This window comes from Nitrospirota bacterium (assembly GCA_016212215.1).
Taxonomy (GTDB): Bacteria; Nitrospirota; 9FT-COMBO-42-15; order HDB-SIOI813; family HDB-SIOI813; genus JACRGV01.
Genome location: JACRGV010000106.1, coordinates 19117 through 40551, shown reverse-complemented (window position 1 = coordinate 40551; position 21435 = coordinate 19117). Strand labels below are relative to the sequence as shown.

20 protein-coding genes and 1 pseudogene are annotated in these 21435 nt (G+C 42.4%); 7 read left to right on the top strand and 14 right to left on the bottom strand.

Annotated features, from left to right (window positions below):
* Positions 1 to 152 precede the first annotated feature (152 nt).
* The 3 genes from HZA08_09735 to HZA08_09725 all read left to right on the top strand — a co-directional run bounded on the left by HZA08_09735 (position 153) and on the right by HZA08_09725 (position 3208).
* Entirely contained in the window at positions 153 to 836 is a 684-nt protein-coding gene (locus HZA08_09735) for a metal-dependent transcriptional regulator (protein MBI5193705.1), read from the top strand.
* A gap of 137 nt (positions 837 to 973) precedes the next feature.
* The gene (locus HZA08_09730) at positions 974 to 1396 is read left to right on the top strand and encodes a ferritin (GenBank protein ID MBI5193704.1); all 423 of its coding nucleotides are present in this window, start codon (positions 974 to 976) and stop codon (positions 1394 to 1396) included.
* Between the two features lie 387 nt (positions 1397 to 1783).
* Positions 1784 to 3208 (top strand): sigma-54-dependent Fis family transcriptional regulator, encoded by a 1425-nt coding sequence (locus HZA08_09725; GenBank protein MBI5193703.1) that lies wholly within the window; start codon positions 1784 to 1786, stop codon positions 3206 to 3208.
* Between the two features lie 86 nt (positions 3209 to 3294).
* On the opposite strand, the gene HZA08_09720 is transcribed toward HZA08_09725, so the two are convergent.
* From HZA08_09720 to HZA08_09690, 7 genes are all read right to left on the bottom strand, one after another.
* On the bottom strand, positions 3295 to 4221 hold the full coding sequence (locus HZA08_09720) for an FAD:protein FMN transferase (GenBank protein ID MBI5193702.1): 927 nt from the start codon (positions 4219 to 4221) through the stop codon (positions 3295 to 3297).
* A gap of 111 nt (positions 4222 to 4332) precedes the next feature.
* Positions 4333 to 5454, bottom strand: coding sequence for an ABC transporter permease (locus HZA08_09715; GenBank protein ID MBI5193701.1), 1122 nt, complete (start codon positions 5452 to 5454; stop codon positions 4333 to 4335).
* Between the two features lie 107 nt (positions 5455 to 5561).
* Positions 5562 to 6563: an ATP-binding cassette domain-containing protein gene (locus HZA08_09710; GenBank protein MBI5193700.1), complete on the bottom strand. Its 1002-nt coding sequence runs from the start codon at positions 6561 to 6563 to the stop codon at positions 5562 to 5564.
* A gap of 75 nt (positions 6564 to 6638) precedes the next feature.
* On the bottom strand, positions 6639 to 7694 hold the full coding sequence (locus HZA08_09705; protein ID MBI5193699.1) for an efflux RND transporter periplasmic adaptor subunit: 1056 nt from the start codon (positions 7692 to 7694) through the stop codon (positions 6639 to 6641).
* Between the two features lie 583 nt (positions 7695 to 8277).
* A complete protein-coding gene (gene pyk / locus HZA08_09700) occupies positions 8278 to 9696 on the bottom strand; it encodes a pyruvate kinase (protein MBI5193698.1) in 1419 nt (472 codons plus the stop codon).
* Positions 9697 to 9794: 98 nt separating this feature from the next.
* Positions 9795 to 10970, bottom strand: coding sequence for a branched-chain amino acid ABC transporter permease (locus HZA08_09695; protein MBI5193697.1), 1176 nt, complete (start codon positions 10968 to 10970; stop codon positions 9795 to 9797).
* Positions 10942 to 11844, bottom strand: coding sequence for a branched-chain amino acid ABC transporter permease (locus HZA08_09690; protein ID MBI5193696.1), 903 nt, complete (start codon positions 11842 to 11844; stop codon positions 10942 to 10944). Before HZA08_09690 ends, HZA08_09695 begins: the two co-directional genes overlap by 29 nt.
* 373 nt (positions 11845 to 12217) lie before the next feature.
* Between HZA08_09690 and HZA08_09685 the strand changes: the two genes are divergently transcribed.
* On the top strand, positions 12218 to 12841 hold the full coding sequence (locus HZA08_09685) for a bifunctional precorrin-2 dehydrogenase/sirohydrochlorin ferrochelatase (GenBank protein ID MBI5193695.1): 624 nt from the start codon (positions 12218 to 12220) through the stop codon (positions 12839 to 12841).
* Between the two features lie 197 nt (positions 12842 to 13038).
* On the opposite strand, the gene HZA08_09680 is transcribed toward HZA08_09685, so the two are convergent.
* From HZA08_09680 to HZA08_09650, 7 genes and pseudogenes are all read right to left on the bottom strand, one after another.
* Positions 13039 to 13179, bottom strand: a complete 141-nt coding sequence (locus HZA08_09680; GenBank protein ID MBI5193694.1) for a hypothetical protein — start codon at positions 13177 to 13179, stop codon at positions 13039 to 13041.
* A gap of 16 nt (positions 13180 to 13195) precedes the next feature.
* A complete protein-coding gene (locus tag HZA08_09675; GenBank protein ID MBI5193693.1) occupies positions 13196 to 13495 on the bottom strand; it encodes a DUF433 domain-containing protein in 300 nt (99 codons plus the stop codon).
* Positions 13496 to 13810: 315 nt separating this feature from the next.
* A pseudogene (locus HZA08_09670) lies at positions 13811 to 14056 on the bottom strand (AAA family ATPase).
* Between the two features lie 55 nt (positions 14057 to 14111).
* The gene (locus HZA08_09665; protein MBI5193692.1) at positions 14112 to 14315 is read right to left on the bottom strand and encodes a four helix bundle protein; all 204 of its coding nucleotides are present in this window, start codon (positions 14313 to 14315) and stop codon (positions 14112 to 14114) included.
* 196 nt (positions 14316 to 14511) lie between these two features.
* Positions 14512 to 14922: a DUF86 domain-containing protein gene (locus HZA08_09660; protein ID MBI5193691.1), complete on the bottom strand. Its 411-nt coding sequence runs from the start codon at positions 14920 to 14922 to the stop codon at positions 14512 to 14514.
* A gap of 4 nt (positions 14923 to 14926) precedes the next feature.
* Positions 14927 to 15319, bottom strand: coding sequence for a nucleotidyltransferase domain-containing protein (locus tag HZA08_09655; GenBank protein MBI5193690.1), 393 nt, complete (start codon positions 15317 to 15319; stop codon positions 14927 to 14929).
* Positions 15320 to 15603: 284 nt separating this feature from the next.
* Positions 15604 to 16302 carry an alpha/beta fold hydrolase gene (locus HZA08_09650; protein MBI5193689.1) on the bottom strand — a complete coding sequence of 233 codons (699 nt, stop codon included), beginning with the start codon at positions 16300 to 16302 and terminating at the stop codon, positions 15604 to 15606.
* 224 nt (positions 16303 to 16526) lie between these two features.
* Between HZA08_09650 and HZA08_09645 the strand changes: the two genes are divergently transcribed.
* The 3 genes from HZA08_09645 (at position 16527) to HZA08_09635 (ending at position 21416) form a co-directional block, all read left to right on the top strand.
* Positions 16527 to 17153 carry a hypothetical protein gene (locus HZA08_09645; protein ID MBI5193688.1) on the top strand — a complete coding sequence of 209 codons (627 nt, stop codon included), beginning with the start codon at positions 16527 to 16529 and terminating at the stop codon, positions 17151 to 17153.
* Complete coding sequence (locus tag HZA08_09640) at positions 17140 to 19950, top strand: hypothetical protein (GenBank protein ID MBI5193687.1); 2811 nt, start codon at positions 17140 to 17142, stop codon at positions 19948 to 19950. The genes HZA08_09645 and HZA08_09640 overlap by 14 nt, the downstream gene beginning before the upstream one ends.
* A 233-nt stretch (positions 19951 to 20183) precedes the next feature.
* Entirely contained in the window at positions 20184 to 21416 is a 1233-nt protein-coding gene (locus HZA08_09635) for a hypothetical protein (protein ID MBI5193686.1), read from the top strand.
* The last annotated feature ends 19 nt before the right edge of the window (positions 21417 to 21435 follow it).

The following is a 21435-nucleotide window of genomic DNA, read 5'->3' as shown; positions in this document are numbered from 1 at the left end:
CGTCATGAGCCGGTGGCTCACAAATGGCAATGAAAACCCCACCCTCACCCTAACCCTCTCCCTGAGGGAGAGGGGGCTATGTTGATTCCCTCCCCTTCAAGGGGAGGGGTAGGGTGGGGATGGGGTTGATTTTCGGATGAAAGGAGAAGTGCGTGGATTATTCGAGGACACGGGAGCAGAGATTTGAGGATGACAGGGTAGACGAGTTACTTGAGTTGGTCTGGATGCTTGTAGAAGACGGAGAGGCGACTGTTGATAACCTGATCAAGAAATCAGAAGATCCTCAGGCCGGTGTACTGCTTAAAAATATTGAGTCATCAGGGCTGGTTTCAACAAGCAATGGTAAGATAGCTTTTAGGGACGCCGGTGAGAAGTTGGCAGGGGAGATAATCAGAAGGCACAGGATTGCAGAGAGACTTTTATCTGAGGTCTTTGAGGTAGATGAACAACAGCTTGAAGACCACGCATGTGAGCTTGAACATACACATGTCCTCGGACAGGTGGTAGTAGACAGTATTTGCACATTCCTTGGTCATCCGCCCACATGCCCGCATGGGAAGGCTATTCCACGTGGGGAGTGCTGTAAGAAATCCTCACTTGAGGTCAGGCCCCTTGTAGTATCCTTAACGGATCTGGTTGTAGGAGATGAGGCAAAGATAGTATTTATATCATCCAAGTATCATGCAAGGTTAGATCGCTTAAGCTCCTTCGGTATCCTTCCAGGCGGCATAATAAAACTTCATCAGAAACAGCCTACTTATGTTATAAAAATTGGTGAGACTGAGCTTGCACTTGATAAAGACCTGGCAAAAGAGATTTTTGTTAAGAAAACCTGATTTGTAGTTGACAAATGAATGCTGATTAGACAAGAATAAGTAATAAGTAATAAGTAATAAGTAAGAAGTAAGAAGTAAGAATAAGGTGCTATCTGCTAAATGATAAATATTCGGCAACCAAAAAAGGAGGTGGGTATATGAGTAGAGAAAAAATTATAGAGGCGCTTAATAAGGACCTTGCACTTGAGATTGCGGCAACACTTCAATATCTGCATCATCACTGGACAGGAGAGGGCTTTGATAGTCCGGCAGTTCTTGGATTATTTGAGAAGATTTCACGGGATGAGATGAAACACATGGAAATGATTGCAGAGAGGGTTAATTACCTTGGCGGCGATCCGACCACAACACCTGCTGTCATTAAGAAAGGTGGAGACCTTTACAAGATGATGCAGGATGACCTCGATGGAGAAAATGAGGCGATTGCACAATACAAGTCTCATATTAAACTGTTCGATGAATTGGGCGACCCCACAAGCAGGCTTATGATGGAAAAGATACTTACAGATGAGGAAAACCACGCTGATATTTGGGAGACTACTTTAGGTATAAAAAAGTAAACGGTTTATTTGATTAAACGGTTAATTTACCGATTGTTTGACTGGTTAATAAATTAGGCGGCATCGTTAACGGTGCCCCTCTTATTCCCTCTCCTTTCCAGAATCATGTGGTCATAAAAAAATTACCTTCTTGTAATCTTTTCTCTTGAAATTATATATAGATTTGAAGTATATTGTACTTCGTTCAGGAGAAAAAATGTTGTCAAGAAAATGGTTAAATAATGTTTTAAAAAAAAGGTTTAAATTTCGTTGTAAGTGTGCTAACATTTTATTTATATAACAATAATAGAAATTATTACTAATATCAGTTTGATGATTTATAGAATGAGAAGAATGAAGTTTATCGGAGGTAGTTATTAATAGCATTATAAAGGGGGAGAGGAAATCATGAAAGACAAAAGCTTAGGAGTATTAATAGTAGATGATGATCAAAGCATAAGAGACCTTCTGGGGACAATTCTGAAGGAGAAATATACTGTAGTTACAGCATCATCAGGAAAGGCTGCACTTAAGATATTGAAAGAGGTTGACATAAACATTGTCCTTTTGGACATGCGTCTTCCTGATATTGAGGGATTGGATATACTAAAGACTGTAAAGGAAGATTATCCTGATATTGAGGTAATGGTTGTTTCCGTTGTGAAGGATATTGAGATGGTTGTAAGGGCGATGAGGCTCGGTGCCTTCAACTATATTTCAAAAGACTTTGATTCTGATGAGGTGTTGGCCCAGGTTGACAAGATGAAAGAAAAGATAGAAGAGAAACGTGAAAAGAATTATCTCAGAGGTGAACTGGAACAGGTCTCTGATGTAGAGTTTATCAGGGGACAGAGTGTATTGATGAGTCAGTTGGAGGAGACATTGGAAAAGATTGCCCCGCTTCCTACAACTGTTCTTTTACTTGGAGAAAGCGGTACCGGTAAGAAACTAATTGCTAAGTATCTTCATAGCAAGAGCCACCTCAGTGATAAGCCATTTGTCACAGTTGATTTATCAACAATTCCTGAAAATCTTATTGAGAGTACCCTTTTCGGACATGAAAAAGGGGCCTTCACCGGTGCACATAAACAAAATTACGGTAAATTTGAACTGGCAAACGGAGGAACCCTTTTCCTTGATGAAATCGGCTGTCTTAAATATGAGACACAGAGTAAACTCCTGCGGGTAATTCAGGATAAGGAGATAGAGAGGGTCGGAAGTTCTAAAACAATAAAGGTGGATGTCCGGCTTGTTGTGGCAACAAATATAGACCTTACGGACGCAGTAAGAAAAGGTGAATTTCGTGAAGACCTTTATTACAGGATAAATGTTGTTCCTATTAAACTGCCGCCTCTCAGAGAAAGAAGACAGGATATACCTGAATTTGTAAAAAACTTCATGGTAAAATACAACAGGCGTTTCAGGAAAAATGTAAATAAGATAACTGACCAGGCAATGAATATACTGCTGACTTTCAACTGGCCAGGTAATATAAGGGAACTTGAGAATCTGATAGAGAGGCTCGTTGCTGTTTCAGACAACAATGTGATAGCAGAAGAGGATATACCTGTAGATTATTATATGTTCCCCAAATCAGGAAAAGACGGTCAGGATAGCTTACTGCAAAATGTATGTGATACCTTTGAACGTAACTTCATCTTAAAGACACTTGAACATGAGAGGTGGAGCAGGACAAAGACAGCAAATATCCTCGGTGTTCCAATTAGTACATTGAAATATAAATTTAACAGGCTGAACATATACGATATTCTTGGTCAGAGAAAGAAATTATCCCGCAGGTCTAAGAATATTGCGAAGTATTTTAAGAATTAGGTTGTTGGTTGATTAGTTGATTGGTTGGTTAGTTGATTGGTTTTTTAGAAGTCAACTTCCTCAACTAATCAACTTTTCAACATCTTTTATTGAAGTAATTCTACTCGCAGTTTATTATTTCCCGCAAGGTTTGAAGACATTTTAATCCTTCCGTCTTCTAATACTGTTATCCCATAAATTTCCGGTAGGCTTTCAAGAAGTTTGATCCCTTTTTCCGGCCCCATTGCAAATATGGCGGTTGAAAGTGCGTCTGTTGTTGTGGAGTCTTTTGCAATTATGGATACGCTCTGGAATCCTACAGAAGGATGGAGTGTCTCAGGGGATAAGATATGGTGATATCGTTTCCCATTCTTCATAAAAAATCGCTCATAGTCTCCTGATGTTGATATTGACATATCTGTAAAGTGTACCTTTGCCAGTGTGTCATTTGTCCCTCCTGATATTTTTCGGGGATGTGTGATGCCGATATTCCATAGAGTACCGTCAGTTTTTTTACCGAATACTTTCAGGTCTCCTGCAACAGCAATAATCCCTGAATTTATGCCGTGTTTTTTTAGTATATTCAAGGCATAGTCAGCGGCAAATCCTTTGCCGATGCCGCCGAGATTTATCCTCATCCCCTTCTTTTTTAAAAAGATTGTTTCTGCTGTCTCATTCACTATAATATTTTTATAATCAATCAAAGGCCGTACGGAATCCAATTCTCTATTTGAAGGTATCCTGTCTGACTCTGTGACCTTCCACAAGTCTATTGCAGGCCCGATGGCTATGTTAAATGCCCCTCCGGATAGTTCAGCAAATCCGAGAGCCTTTCTAACAATAATGATGAGGTCTTTATCTACTTTCACCGGTTTAATACCCGCAGAGGCATTTACTTGTGAAATGTCAGATTCAGGTTTATACGTGCTCATTATCTCTTCAAGCCGCCGTATCTCCTGAAAACCGGAAGTGATGGCATCATCTGCCTTTTTTTCATTCTCTGCCGCAACCGTAATCTCAACAATTGTCCCCATCAGAAGCTGGGAACGTTTGTAGATGTGTAAGGGCTGAGAGCATGCAGAATTAAGAAGAAGTAAGAAACAAGAAGTAAGAAGTAAGAAGTTAAGATGGACACTCCGCATTTGCTATAATTCTCTTTTATAAGTAAAAGTTGCGATGGTTAATGTTATTATGGCAAAGCATACAAGAAACAGGAAGTCTCCATGAATGGCAGTAAGGCTTGCTCCTTTGAACAGTATAATCCTGAGGGCATGAACAGCGTAAGTCTCCGGGTTTACTTTGGCAAATGTCTTTAGCCATGCGGGGAAGCTCTCTATAGGATAGATGGCGCCGCTCGGAAAGAAGAATATAACATTCAGGAAGCCGCCGAGTACGCCGACTACCCTGGGGTGATTGGCACGTCCTAGTATTACAAACATCATACCTAATAAACCCAACGTGGATAGGATAATAATTGTAACTGCCGATAGCAGGGCAGAGGGAGATAACGTACTCCATATATGAATCCCGGATATCAGGGAGCCTAAAAAAAGGACTGTGACTGCAATTGTGGTGGTGATGATAACCCCGCTTATTACAAGTCCCAATACGATATCTCTTTTTGACAGCGGTGTAAGCAGGTAACTCTCATCAAGACCGAGAAATTTGTCCATCACTGTGTTAAAGGCGCCTGTGGTAAGCGAGCCAAGGAAAATAGCCATGATAACAATACCGGGTATAAGAGACTGGTCATAATCAACCTTTTTATATAATTCAATGTAACGTACAATAGCGCTTTCATGTTTCTCTCTGACCGGTACAAACCTTACCTCAATCGAGGATAATCCGCCAAGTGCAGCATTCCGGATTGTTTCAGAAGATATGGTCTCAGTATTATCAAGGAAGAGTCCAATCTCGCCGCCCTTGCCTTTTATTATATTCCTGCTGAAATCATGAGGCATGATCAATGCAGCTTTATATTTTCCGTTCTTAATACCTTCAATTGCCCTTCCCTGGTCACTTTCCCTGAATACCTGCACATACCTCGGGCCTTCCTCAATTGCCTGAAGGCGTTCAATTACACGAAGAGAATACGGCCCGTTGTCCATGTTTACGACAGCAAGCGGGAGATTTTTCAATGCACCCTGAAATGAACTCCCGAGGATCACCAGATATAATAAGGGCATTATGATACTGGACATGATTACAAGGGGATTCCTTATAAATCTCCTAAGGTCTCTTTCAACAACTGCAAATAAACGGGTCATAAGTTATATTAAAAATTAAAAATCAAAAATTAAAAATAATATGAAGCCATGCAATTATTTTTTGATTTGTATATTTGATTTTTGCATTTTGATTTTTGATATTATCTTCATCTTCCCCACTTTTGCGGGATCCCCGCACCTATCAGGAAGCTCACCTTCCTTGCCTCTTCTTCCCTTATGGGTCTGCCGGTGAAATGGATAAACACATCTTCTAATGTCTGTTGTTTCAGCAATATAGAATTTGCCTTGCCGCCTGATTTTTCTATTTTGTCTAAAAGTAATGGAATGGCCTGTGCACCATTTTCAACTGAAATCCTTAATTTCCCTTCTGAAGATATTACTGATTGTACGTTCGGCAGGGTCTTAATATCTTCAATAATTGTGTCCTCTGTCTTTCCGGCAACAGAGATTTCAACTATATCTTTTGTGGGGATAACCTTTTTCAACCCCTCTAAAGTATCTATGGCCACAATCTCTCCATGGTCTATTATGGCAATCCGTTCACATAAAAACTCTGCCTCTTCCATATAGTGTGTTGTCAGTAGAATAGTCAGGGTATCTTCTTTACGAAGATTTATAAGAAGGTCCCAGACTGCGTGCCTGCTCTGCGGGTCTAATCCGATAGTCGGTTCATCGAGGATTAATATGGCCGGCTTGTGTACAAGCCCCTTTGCAATCTCAAGCCTCCTTCTCATACCGCCGGAGTATGCTGCAACAAGGTCATTCTTTCTCTCTGATAGCCCGACCCTTTCCAGCAAATAATCAATCCTGACCTTTCTATCCTTTTTGGGCATACTATAAAATCTGGCATATATGTCCATGTTCTCCCAGCCTGTCAGGTCTAAATCGCTTGTCATGGCCTGAGGGACAACCCCGATTAATCTCCTTACTGCTGTATTATCTTTTCCTACCTCAATCCCCAGCATATTTGCCTTACCGGATGTGGATTTTAGCAGTGTTGTGAGAATTCTTATCAGGGTTGTTTTTCCGGCGCCATTCGGGCCGAGAAGCCCGAAACATTCCCCCTGATTAATTGAAAAAGAGACACCCTTCAGCGCTGTGAAGGAGCCATATTTCTTTAATAGATTGTTGACTTCTATTGCATACATATTAAAAACAGGTAACAGGTAATAGGTTATAGGTAATGGGTGATGGGTGTTTCCTCACCATTCACCATTCACTATTCACCATTTACCATTTACTGATTCAAATCTGACTCTTACAGTCATCCCGGGTTTTAATTCTCCTTCATTATCTTTTATTGCCGTTTTTATTCTGAAGGTTTTTATATCCTGCCTGCCTCTGGTTACGTCTCTCTGTGTGGCAAACTCAGCCTCTCTGCTTATCTCTGTTACTTCACCGTCAAAGGTTTTGTTTTGTACTGACTCTGCTGTAATGACGGCCTTTTCACCGAGCCTGATTTTCCCTATATTGGTTTCTTCTATATCTATTCTTGCCCATAAGTTTTTTGTGTCATATATTGTAAGTATTGTCTTTCCGGGTGATGCCATTTCCCCTTCTTCAAAATATTTGTATGCTACTACCCCGTCTATAGGTGAGGATACTTCCGTGTCTTTTATCTGTAGACCTGCAAGCCTGAGCCGTGCCTCGGCCTCTTTAATATTGACCCTTGCTGATGTTACCTGTGCAGTAGATGTCTTCAGGTTTGCACCTGCAGCCGAACGGTCGGCCTCTAAACTATGCTTCTTTGATAATGCAGCATTAAGCTGGGCATTAGTAGCATTGTATGCTGTCTTTACTGTGTCGAGGTCTTTCTTTGCAGCATAGCCTTGTTTAAACAGTTCTGTGATACGATTGAAATTATCCCTTGCATCCTCAAAAAGCGCTGTTGCCCTTTCTATCTCATATTCAGCGGCCTTAATCTCTGCATTTGCCCGTTCAATCTTTGTCTCTGCATTTTCATAATTAGAGAGTGATACATTGTATCCTGCCTCTGCACCCTTTAACATTGCATTTATCTCATCTGCTTTTGCTGTAATCTCCCTCTTGTCAAGGCGTACTAATATCATCCCCTTAGTTGTCCTGTCCCCTTCCTTACAGCATAACCACTCTATCCTCTCCGGAATCTTAGGGCTTATATCAACTTCCAATGCCTCAATCATACCCGTTGCCTCGATAGCAAGCCCCTTTTTAACAGAGCCGTTCCATCGGGTATAAGTAAGAGCTACGACTATGAAAATCACTATAAGGATTAGTACAATTACACGCTTATTTTTCAATCGAAAATACCTCCGGCGGGGTAAGAAAACCCCGCCTATCCAAATCTATGAGGATAGGTGGGACATTCTTGTCCCGCTGATTTTCATGTCCCTTTGTGAAACCCCGTTTCATGACGGTTCACCCGAAAATCTCCATAGTTCACCCTCCCCCTAACCCCCTCCCGTCAAGGGAGGGGGAATAAAACCATGTACCCTCTCCGCCCGGCGGGAGAGCTGCAATAAAATTCCTACCAAATTCCTCCCCCCTCCTTTGCGGGGGGAGGCAGGAGGGGGGCACGGGTGAGGGGGCCTCATTTTCATCATCCTTTGTGAGCCGAAGGCTCATGTCGGTTCATCCGAAAATCAACCCCATCCCCACCCTAACCCTCCCCTTGAAGGGGAGGGGATAAAAACTAAGCACCCTCTCCCTCAGGGAGAGGGTCCGGGTGAGGGTGGGGTTTTCATGGCCCTTTGTGAACCCTCGGTTCATAGGAGTTCACCCGAAAATAACCTCAAAGTAAGCAGTAAGCGGTAAGCAGTTAGCAGATCAAGACTTCCTTTACTGCTTACTATTCACTGCTTACTGCTCACTATTTACTATTCACTATTTTATATGGTGTATCATCAACATATTTGTAGATCCTGCCACGCCCATCGGGACGCCAAAGGTGATGATTATGGTATCTCCTTTTTCAACGAGTTTTTCCTGTAACAGTTTCTTTTCAACAATATCAATCATGACATCCGTGTTATCTATAGCCTCAACCATGACACCTTTAACACCCCAGTAAAGTGAGAGCCTCCTCAGAATCGGTTCTGTGTGTGTAATGCCTATCACAGGAATATCAGGGCGATACTTGGATATAATACCTGCAGTCCCGCCTGTCTTTGTTAAGGCAACTATGGCCTTTGCCTTTATATCCATTGCAGTGTAATAAACAGCATGGGCAACTGCGTGTTCAGGGTCACCTTTAACTTTAATCTGTTCAGGGTCGGGTCTTATGGAATCGAGCAGGTTGTCCTCTGTTGCAAAAGCAATCCTTTTCATCATCTCAACGGCCTCAACAGGATACTTGCCTACGGCCGTTTCTCCTGACAGCATTATTGCATCAGTCCCGTCAACAATTGCATTAGCAACATCCGATGCCTCTGCCCTTGTAGGCCTCGGATGTTGTATCATTGACTCCAGCATCTGGGTTGCAGTAATAACCGGTATAGCCTCCTCATTACAACGCCTTATTATCATCTTCTGGTATATAGGCACCTTTTCAGGAGATATTTCAACGCCAAGGTCTCCCCTTGCTACCATTATCCCATCTGATACCTTCAGTATTTCTTCGAGGTTGTCTATTGCCTCCGGCATCTCAATCTTGGCTATTACAGGGATAGATGCACCCTCCATCTTCAGGATATTTTTTACCGATTGTACGTCCTCAGCATCCCTGATAAATGATATTGCAATAAAATCTACATGCTCATTAATCCCTATAAGCATGTCTTCCTTGTCCTTATCTGTAAGGCTTTTGATGGATAATCTTGCATTCGGGACATTAATCCCCTTTTTCTCAGACAAATCGCCGCCGCGGATAACCTTGCACTCTATGTCAGTATCTGAAATCTTCAGTACCTCAAGCTCCAGCAGACCGTCGTCCAATAAGATATGAGCGCCTTCGTTGAGGTCAGCCGGCAGTCCTTCATAATTTGTAGATACCTCTTTATTATTTCCGGGCACATCCCGTGTTGTTATTATAATATTCCTGCCCTCTTCTAATGTTATTACCCTGTTTTCGATCTTGCCTATTCGTATCTTGGGGCCTTGGAGGTCAAGCAGTATACCGATATCCCGTCCTGCCTTTTTTGAGGCTGTTCTTACATTATTGATTACCCGCCTGTGGTCTTCAGCACTCCCGTGAGAAAAGTTAAGCCTTGCTATATCCATCCCTGCCTTAATAAGCTCTTCAATTACCTCCGGCATATTACTCGCCGGGCCGAGTGTTGCGATTACCTTTGTTCTGCACTCCATTCTAAAATCCCCCTTTCACGCGAAAATACTTTTGAGTAAGCAGTAAACAGTGAGCAGTTAGCAGATAAAACCTGCCGCCACTGCTTACAGCTTACAGCTTACTGCTCACTATTTTCATTTATCAGTTCTATCTTCCTCCTCGGATTTCCTATCAACCCCTGCGGTCTGAATACCATCATGAGTACCATAGCCCCGCCGAATGCGAGCATCCTGTAATCCTGAAAACCCCTGAAGACCTCCGGCAGTATTATAAGCAATCCAGCCCCGATTATAACACCTGCGATGCTTCCCATTCCACCTAAAACTACCATTGAGAGTACAAGCACTGTTTCAAGAAATGTAAAGCTCTCCGGTGATATGAATGCATAACGGCCTGCAAAGAAAACACCCGCTATCCCTGCCCACAATGCACCCATTGTGAATGCGAGAATCTTCATTGTTGTAATATTAATACCCATTGCCGAGGCGGCAATCTCATCCTCTCTTATTGCAATCCATGCCCTCCCTATCCTTGAGTTATTAAGCCTGTTTATAATGAAAATAGCTATTATATCAAATAGCAGGATAAGATAGTAAAAATGCGCCGGTTCAGAGAATGTAAAGCCTCCGATAGCCGGCGGCTTGATCCCAAGTATACCGTTCGGCCCGCGTGTGACAGTGTCCCAGTTATTGAGCATAAGGTGGACAATCATAAGAAACCCCAGCGTAACTATTGCCAGATAATCACCTCTGAGACGCAGGGTCACCATACCAAGTATCATGCCTGCAATGCCTGCAAGCGTCCCGCCTATTAATATGGCCGGCCAGAAGGGTATCCCGAAGTTTGTATTCAGGATTCCATAAGAGTATGCCCCTATTGCATAAAAGGCAATATAGCCGAGGTCAAGGAGACCCGCAAGTCCGACCACAATATTAAGACCGAGTGCAAGGATAACATATATCCCTGTGATAATTAAGATGTCTGTATAATAGTTATTTATTAAAAACGGGGCAGTCACGAGCAATAATAAAAGAGCGGCAAGAAGAGCATTTTGAACACCTTTTTTCTTGCACACTGTTTCTATTTTTTGAATTCTGACATTAATCTGCTGAAAAGTATCTCTGCAAGATGAAGCTGTTACAATCCTTTGTGTAACTTGAAACAGGAGGATACCTGAAAAGATAATGCCGGCCGCCAGCGCTGAATTAAAAATGCCGAGGAATGGCAGTAACAGCAAGCCGGACCATATTGATAAAAAAATAATCTTATACCTTTTCTGGAACACTTTCTCCAAGCAGACCTGTTGGTTTAAATGTCAGGATTAATATGAGGATTATAAATGCGAATGCGTCTTTGTATTCACTTGAGATGTATGCAGCACCGAGGCTTTCCATAATCCCCAGCATAAAGCCGCCTAAAACAGCGCCTTGAATATTCCCGATGCCGCCGAGTACAGCGGCTGTAAATGCCTTTATCCCTGCAACATAACCCATGTAAAAATTTACAAGTCCGTAGTACATCGCAACCATAAATCCTGCAACTGCTGCAAGGACTGAACCTATGATGAATGTTGTCATAATGACAGTATTAATGTCTATCCCCACAAGTGATGCCATCTTCTTATCCTGTGCAGTAGCCCGCATAGCCTTGCCGAATCTGGTCTTTTTTATAAATGCATGAAGGATAGTCATAAGGAATATGGAGGTAATGATTATAAATCCCTGTAGATAAGTTAATGTTGCGTTGCCGAGAGATACCCCGCCGGATGAGAGTATATGCGGGAATATCTTATCAGCAGAACCCTGAGTCAGCATAACATAATTCTGCAGGAAGATAGAAACCCCGATGGCAGAAATAAGCGGTGAAAGCCTCGGTGCATTTCTTAATGGCCTGTATGCCAGCCTCTCCATAGTGAGGCCATAAGCAGCAGCATATATGGCGGCAACAATCACCACTATTAATAATGACAGGACAAGATTATTGGAAGTAAATCCAGTAACAGTTAGAAAAGAGAGTGTAATAATTGATACATAAGCACCGAGCATATAAATCTCACCATGTGCAAAATTAATAAGCTCAAGTATCCCGTACACCATTGTATAGCCGAGTGCAATCAGTGCGTACACAGCGCCAAGCGTAAGGCCGTTTATAACCTGCTGAAGCAACATGCGTTAAAATACACTTTATAACGGAAGATTGTCAATATGAGGGGAGATGGCAGGGAAGAGGTAAGAAGGTTGAAGGTTGAAGTAAGAAGTAAGAAGTAAGAAGTAAGAAGGCTGAAGGCTGAAGACTGAAGGTGGACGTAAGAAGTAAGAGGCAAGAAGTAAGAAGTAAGAAGTAAGAAGGCTGGAGTAAAAAGTAAGACGTAAGAAATAAGAATTGCAAAAGAAATTCGCTCCGCCTTGACGGGGGAGGGGTAGGTGTAATCTCAGAGATTCCCTCCCCTTCAAGGGGAGGGTTAGGGTGGGGATGGGGTTATCTTTGCATGAAAAAACCTATTGTTTCTTTCAGCCTCATTTGCTATAATCCCTCCCAATTATGGATGATACTCAAGAAAAGAAAAATTACTTTCCGATATTCTTAGACCTCACAGGTAAAAAGTGCATTGTTGTAGGCGGCGGGAGTGTTGCAGAAAGGAAGTGCGAGTCACTTATAAAGGCCGGTGCTGATGTAACAGTTATTGCACCAATGATTACCAAGGGACTCAAAGACATTCAGGCAAAGGGACAGATTACCCATATTAAACGTGATTATCAGGCCGGTGACCTTGATACTGCATTTCTTGTAATCGCCGCAACAGACTATGAAGAGATAAATCAGAAGGTTGCTGATGATGCGAGGGCTTCCAACAAACTTGTAAATGTTGTTGATGAACCGGCACTTTGCAGTTATATCACCCCTGCTGTATTCCAGAGGGGCTTACTCACAATCGCCATATCTACCGGCGGGGCAAGTCCTGCAATAGCCAAAGAGATTCGTGAAGAGCTGCAGAAATTATACGGCGGCCCTGAATTTAAAAAGCGCCTTGAGCATGTAAAGAACGCACGTGACAAGGTTATGAAAGAGATCAAAGACAGGACACAACGCTCAAAAGCCATCAAAGAGATAGTTTCCACAATGCGTGGAACCAGCCGCAAAAATACCCGCAGCAAATCAGAGTAACACTTCGTAACAGTCTGATTTACCCGTTAACTTCCAGACATGAAGAAACAGACCCCTTAATGACCATTAATCAATAGAATCCGGTGATTATCTCCCAACACTTGAGACCCTCTTGAAACTGGTCAATGCACTGGACGCTCAGGTTATTATAGGGCCTCAGCAACACATTGAGATTCGGGCTGCCTAAGAAATAGATTTCAAAGAATAGATAAATCAGAATAAGCATGCTGGACAACAAATCCAACTACTTTACCTTTATCTGTTATGTGTTCATGTCTCCCTCTGCTTATGATGAAATCAACCTCACGGCCGCGCTCACGCCAGTATGAGACCTTCATATAGAACTTTAGGGGGTCAGCCACCGATTTTATCTTTCAGCCTGGAGGGTGTCTTACGGCGCAGTTCGGCAACAAATGTTTCATCAGAACGGATGGCCTCATCTATTTCTATACGGTGATCATAATAATATGCCAGGGCAGCGTATATATCTGATAATGAGAGGCCATGTTCTGTAGCTATTTCATCTGCACTTGATCCCATACGTTCATGCCATATAACGATATCCTGAACAGTAATACGATGACCTGCTATACGAGGCTTACCCCCGGCCACTCCCGGTGTTATATCAATGTGTGCTGGCGATACCTCTTTCATAATATCCTCCATATCTTAAAACTTCTTACCTTAACATTTTATCAAAAATCTTATTACCGGAAAACATTCAGGAAATTCTGGATACAATCGTCTTTGTGTGATTCAATCAGGGTATTGTTAACCGCGTTCACTTAAATTACTCCTGTTTTAACCCAGAGGATTTTGTAATGATTTCTCGATTATCTTAGCTACAGATTAAAGCAAAGACGAAACCATAAGTCAATTTTATTTAAAAAAACCTCTGAGTCGTTTATCCCGAGGAAAGGGAAAGATATAGTGGAGGTGTATAGGGGTCGGACCACGAGACCCTTTTGCTAGAAGTTCAAGATAGTGGGCTAATGTTGTTGTATTCCCTGCATCAGTGAGCTGCCCCTGCATTTTCTGATAGGAAAGTATCTGGCCTGAATATACACACCCAAGCTGAAAGAGCCTGCGTAACAGGGCAGGCTTATCAACACGTGTCATCAGGAGGATGTCACGGGAAATGGTTGTCTATATGAGGGAATCAACAATGTACCTTGCCCACCTGTCTCTGTCATTGATAAGAGGGGCAGCCCCGGGTATCCGCCATAATACAGATATGTATCCAGTTTCGTAACCGTTCACAGTTATCAGTTTACGGTTCACGGTTTTTCAACGAGTTATGTAACGCTTGGAGCATTTTTGAAATTGACTTCAATTCTTGAATGAGTTCTTTCGCATTACTATTAGAAAATACCTTGACCTCTTGTGAAATATATACTTGTGTTCTCAGTTCCGCAGCCGAACCTTTTGCTATATTTAAGAATCTCTGGAAATCCGGGATACTATTTCTTTCCATACTTCTAAATCTTCAAAAGAAGCGCCCACAATTTCCTCTTACTTTTATATTTTTCTTAACCGTTAACTGTAAACTGTCAACTGTGAACGGTTACAGTATCCGCAATTATGGGTATCGAACCTACATGCGTAATCCATACTATTTTTATATAAGATAATGGGAAAGGTGATATGGGTATGGTGGATTCGTGGGGCAATTACATGGTTTCGATCTTTTCTATAAATTCTTCAATATCTTTTAATCTATGGTGAAGGATATCATACACAATATCATAATTAATCCTTTCATAGTCATGGGCTATTATGTTTCTAAATCCGACCATCCTTACCATCTTGTCCGTGCATTCACCTGAGATTATATTCTCTTCATTTAATATATAAAATGCCTCACTCATCGTAGCCGGCTTTCTTAAATCTCTATATGCGATTACGGCTTCTGCAAGATCAATTGCAGATTGAGCCATAAGATAGAGATAACGCTCAACCGCGCCTCTTATATCTATGTTTTCGCCAATCTCTTTTCTGGAATATTCAGGATACCTTTCCAGAATCTTCAAATATTTTCTGATAGAGCTTATCTTATTTTCAATGACGGATATATTAGTCATAGATTTATGCCTTTGTTAAATTGTATTTTAAGAGCAGAGAGTGAAAGTCAAAATATTCATTAAGTATGCGGGGTTCTACAATTACCCTGAATGGTTCCTCCTCATAGATTAACTTTCCCTGAGCAATAATATTGTATTTTAATTCTGGAGACTCTGTAAAGTTTAAAATCACAACATCCACATTGTCATTTCTAAGTAACCGGCTGATTTTGTCCATTAAAGAAAATTTGATATTAAAGTTTCTGATCCTATTGTCGTCAGCTATATACACAGCAAAGTCGTAATCACTCAATGGTCCTTCCTTGCCTGCCGCCCTTGAACCAAACACATAGACCAATTTGACCTCAGGATAATTTTTAAAGATTGCTCTCAACTCTGTGACTTGATGTTCATCCATGTAAGCATTATATGAAATATGGTTGTAGGTTTCAATCAGTTAGTTTGCCCTATACCGTACAAGCCGGAACCAAGATAAAATATTCATCCGAAAATGACCTCCGGCGGGGTAAGAAAACCCCGCCTATCCATTTCTACGAGGATAGGCGGGACTTTCTTGTCCCGCTGATTTTCATGCCCCTTTGTGAACCCTCGGTTCATGGGAGTTCATCCGAAAATCCTCGCTTCAAATCCCCCCTGCCCCCCTTTTCTAAAGGGGGATACTCATTTCTTACTTCAGCCTTCCTACCTATCACCTATTCTCATCCTCCCCAGAAACTCCATCACTATCCGGTTGAATCTTTCAGGTTCTTCAAAGATCATGGAATGGGCGGCGTTCTCAAGGATGATGAGTTCTGAGTTGGGGATTTTGGAGGCGAGTCCTTCTGTACAGCTTAAAGGTATGGCTATATCATTCTTGCCGGCTATTATGAGGGTTGGTGCGGAGATTTTGCCGACCCGCTCCCGGCCGTCATAGTTAATAATCGAAAGTCCCTGACCCTCAAGGCCATCCGGTGGCTGAGGATAATGGGGATTCAGAAAGTTCTTTACAGCAATGTTTACCTGTTCCTCATCTTCAAAGAACCGGTTTGAAAAGAGCCATAGGAAGAATGTTTTCACAACAAATTCAGGGTTAACCCCTTCCATGAACATCTGTAATAGCAATCGTGTTTTGCTCAGGCCGATAGGCGTCTGCCGGGCATAAGAACCCGCAAGTATCAGGCTCCTTACATATCCCGGATACATTCCTGCAAGTTCCTGCGCAATCTGTCCGCCCATGGAATATCCAAGTATGTGGGCATTCCTGACACCAAGTACATCCATCAGCCCCTTTACGTCTCCTGCCATCTGTTCTGCCGAGTAGGGAGGTTTTGTCGTATCAGTTCGTCCGACACCGCGGTTATCAAAGATTATTACACTATACTTTGCAGAAAACGCCGGCATTTGTAAAGACCATGCAGTTGAATCAAGTCATGAGCCGTGGATAAGCACAAGAGGTTCACCCTCTCCATGAACCTCGTAATACATGTTTATGTCATTTACCTTTACAACCGGCATGTAAATCCCCTCCTTTAGCTTGAAATTGGAGTTGTATTATTGTATATTTTACAGAAAAAAATCAAGGTAAAAATAACCCTCTAAGCCATGAATACAGAGATAGGATTTTCGTGCGACAACGGCAACAACGAATAAAGGCCCCTGCAAAGATTACCACTCCTGTTGTATCCAGAGTCTATCTGCGCAAGCGGCTCTTTAAGCTCCTGAATGATGCGATTAAATACAAGTCAGTCTGGATTAACGGCCCACCCGGTGCAGGTAAGACAACCCTTGTGAATAGTTACATTGATAAAAAGAAAACCCCTTGTCTATGGTATCAGGTTGACTCAGGGGACAAGGACCCTGCCACCCTTTTCCACTATCTTAGCCTTGCCGTCAAATCACAACAGAAAAACAGTAAGCTGAAAGACCTTCCGCACTTTACTTCTGAATACCAGGGAGGTTTATCCACCTTTACACGAAACTTTTTCCATGAATTATTTACACAGATACCTCCTCATTCCGTAATTGTCTTTGATAATTTTCAGGAGGGTGCTTTTTTATCCAGCCCCTCCCAGTCTTTCACAAGTGGGGGACAGGGTACAAAATTAATTCCCCCTCCCTTGACGGGAGGGGGTGAGGGGGAGTGCGAGCAACAAGGGTTGTCGGGCGTCCCGCCAGGAGTCTTAGATTCACAAAGGGAAATTAAAATCCCCCCCTTTGTTCAAGGGGGGGGCTGGGGGGGTGTTTTCAGCTAACTCAACCTTCATGGAAATCATCAATACTGCCATTAAAGAGATACCGGCCGATTGCAGCATTATCATTATAAGCAGGACATCCCCTCCATCTATATTTGCGAGACATATTACAAATCGTGAAATGGATATTATTGACAGCGAAGAGCTTCTTCTGTCTGATGAAGATGTATCAGGGATAGCAAAGTTGCTGGGATGCCGTCTGTCAGGTAATGACGAGGTTTGCAGGATACAGGATATTATAAAGGGATGGACAGCAGGGCTTGTTTTGATGACGGGATATATTAAAGAAGGCATTAAAAGAAAGGATAAGTCATTTGGTGTAGGACATACAGGCAGGAAGGTACTCTTTGATTACTTTATGAGAGAAGTCTTTAAGAAATTTAATGCAGGGACACAGGACTTTTTAGTGAAGATATCACTCTTTAATGAAATTACGGTTGAAATGGCCCTGAAACTTACATTAAATCCTGCCGGTGGAGACATCCTTTACCAATTAAACGCCGGTAGATTCTTTATAAATATTCTTAATCATGAGGATGCAATATATCAGTATCATCCCATGTTCAGGGAGTTTCTCCAGTCTTATGCTAAAGGGCGGTTTAATAAGGATGAGTGGAGGGAAATTACTGCAACTGCCGCTTATGTGCTAAAAGATGCAGGTTTTCCAGAAAATGCCGCACATCTCTTTATTAAAGCGGAAAAGTGGCCGGGACTTAAGGAGGTTATATCAGAACAGTCAGAATTGCTGTTATCACAAGGAAGGTATAATGTGCTGGAGTCATGGATTACGTCTGTACCTGCTGAAGTAATGAACCAATCTCCGCGATTACTCTACTATCTTGGAATGTGCCTTATGTCCGCAGACCCTGAGAAAGCAAGATCCAGTCTCGAATCAGCGTACCGGCTGTTTAAAACAGCCGGTGATGCAGCCAGTATATTTGAGGCATGGAGCGGCATTGTAGAGACATACCTGTATGAGTGGAAGGCATTTAAACCGCTTGACCGCTATCTGCAGGACATTGAGGGCATAATAGCAGCTTACCCGGATTTTCCAACAAGAGGGATAGAAGAACGTACCGTATCCGCTATATTCAGCGCCATGATGTTCAGACAGCCTCAAAATCCGGCAATCGCATATTGGGAAGGCCGTGCATTGGATATCATCCAAAATTCCAAGGATATAAACCGTAAGCTTATGGTCGGTCACACTATTATTCTATACTATCTCTGGTTAGGCAGGATAGCCAAGGCAAGTGTTGTTTTGGATATTGTGTCACAGGCTTATAATACCTCTGTCAGCCATTATCTACCTCACCTTTTCTGGCTCCGCTCTGTTGCAATGTATTATGTCTACACTGCACAACTGAAGAAATCAATGGACATGACTGATGAGTGTCTCAGAATTGTTGAAAAAACAGGGATACAGTTATTGAATGTTATGTTTTATGGAACCGGGATTTATAATTCAGTATTGCTTGGTGATAAAGATTCAGCAAAAAAATATTCCCAGAAATTAACCGCAGAGATGGACAAAATCCGCAGTTACAGCAGGGTCTTTTATCATCACCAGATGTCAAATATTGCAATGCACTTAGCCATGTTCACTTCTGATATTAATTGTGCTCTGGAACATGCAGAGGAGTGTGTCAGACATTCCGAAGAACTGGGCGGGCCTCTTATGCTGAACTTCCACAGATACGTACTTGCGTTATACAGGCTTGAGGCCGGCAAGTCCGTATCTTTAAAAGGAGATATTGCTGAAATACGAAGGACAGGCAAGGCTGTAAACAGCATTTTTCATGAATACCTGTGCCTGCTATTAGAAGCAATGTCTGCAATGATGAAAGCAAGGAGGAGTATCTTTTGTGATAAATTCAGGGGAGCCATGGCACTGTCTAAGACAACAGGGATTTCTATATTTATGCTGACCACCTTACCTACTGCAGCCCGACTATGTGCAGAAGGGATTGAAGTACCTCATGTAAGGGAATTGATCCGGCTGAATAATCTGACTGCCTATTACACACCTTCGCCGGATGTCCTTGACTGGCCATGGGATATAAAGATATATACCCTCGGCAGGTTTGAGATATGGGTAGATAACAAGAAAGTAGAGTTTTCCGGGAAGGTACAGAAAAAGCCGCTGTCCTTACTAAAGATGCTTATTGCCGCAGGGGGGAAAGGAGCTGCAGAGGAAGATGTTATTGACTCACTTTGGCCTGACTCTGATGGAGACCAGGCTAATCAGGCATTTTCAATGGCGCTCTGCAGGCTAAGGAGACTGATAGGAAGTGACAAGACAGTCATCTACAACAACAGCAGACTGGCCATAGACAGGCAACACTGCTGGGTGGATACATGGGGTTTCAATCACCTCCTGAAACAGTCTGAGGATATTGATGCAGGCGGTAAAGCGGGAAGGGGAATCCCATGCATCCAAAAGGCCATCACTATGTACGTGGGACACTTTCTGCCCGGTGATATAAAAGAGCCTTGGACACTTTCACAGCGCGAACGTCTTAGAGACAGATTCATTACAGCAATCAGCAGACTCGGCCAGTATCACGAGAAAAGGGGAGTAACAGACAACGCGATTGCCTGTTACAACAAAGGGATAGAGATAGACGAACTTGCCGAGAAACTTTACCAGCGCCTCATGCTCTGCCTGCAACGCACAGGCAATAGTACTGAGGCAGTAAGGACTTTTAAAAGATTAAAAACCCTCCTCTCCATCCACCTCGGCATAGAACCATCACGGGAAACAGCGGAAATCTATAAGGCTATTCTGGCGGGGTAGAAATTGAGAGTATAATTTGAAGAAGCTTGTAAATGAGTCAATGCTGCCTATAGCCTCAATAAAAAATGGAAAATAATTTTCAATCCGTTATCAATCCGTTATCTCTTCTGTGATAATATGTCCGTAATTATGGGTATTGAACTATTTATTGCGGAGCCTCTTGCAAAAGTCTCTGTCATTCCGGAAAAGGAAAAGATAACTAAAACAAAAAAACATTAATATAAGAAGCCATTATGAAACATAGAATTCTTAAGATGATCGCTGTACTGTCTGTAACAGCATTTTTATCGCCTGCCGGAGTAAGCGCGATAGACGGACACTTACGATATGACAAAAACTTCGGTCTTAATACATGGGTACCATCACAATTGGTCTTCCAACCTGATCCAAATGGTAAACCGCTTGTCTTTGCACCACCACCATTGGGTAATTGGTCCACTACGGGTGGGCCTCAGCCAATTAATTGGTACAATATTGATGGTGAGGTTGATTCTGGATACATCACTCTTGAGCTATCCCCTGTTAGCGAAGTGTTGCCGGGACATTATGGGTATACAAATATGTATCCATCATCCTATTACTTATCAGGGAGCAGCAGTGCAACCTATGATAGGGAGATCATCGGAAGCAACTGGGGGTATAATATAACTACAGGACCGGGAATAAATCAAACACTTGGTCCCCTGTACTATTCAAATACGGGTACTTTCTATCAATATGGGGGGACGAACAATGTGAAAAATCTCTTCCTCGGTTATGATTCCGGTTCAAATGGCACGTATAATCTTAACAGCGGAAACCTAACGGCAGAGAGTGAAGACATTGGTTTATCAGGCACCGGCACGTTTACACAGACAGGCGGGACGAACACTGCAAGCTGGGAGTCCATAGGTGGTAACCCTAATAAAGGCATCGGCACGTACACGCAGACAGGCGGGACTAACAGTGTGGCCCAAAAAATCTACATTGGCAATTATTATTATCCCAGTCTAAACGACACATATAACTTAAGCGGAGGAACCTTAACAACCGTATTTTTTGAAAATTACGGTACCTTCAATTACTCAGGCGGCACACTTAACACTGGCGTAATTAATGGTGCTCACTTCAACATGAGCGGCAGCGGCACAAGGACTGTAAACGGAAATTTCTCAAATGTCCCCCGAGGCACTGTTAAAACAACCGGGACAACGGCAGAGTTTACAGATACATTTATAAACAATGGCGGTTTTATCAGCGACACATCTGACAACTATTTTCATGATCTCACCATCTATCAAGATGGTTATCTTGTTGGAGGTGCTTATGACCGGTTCTTTGTAAGCAACAACTATCTCAACTACAGCAATCAGCCGGCTCTCTGGGATACGGCAATCGCCTATCTTGCATTTACCGGGACTGGTACGCATAAATTTTACCCTGGGGATATGGCGGTCGGCAGGTTTGCATGGGGTACATTAGATTAGAATTGAGAGATGGGGGAAA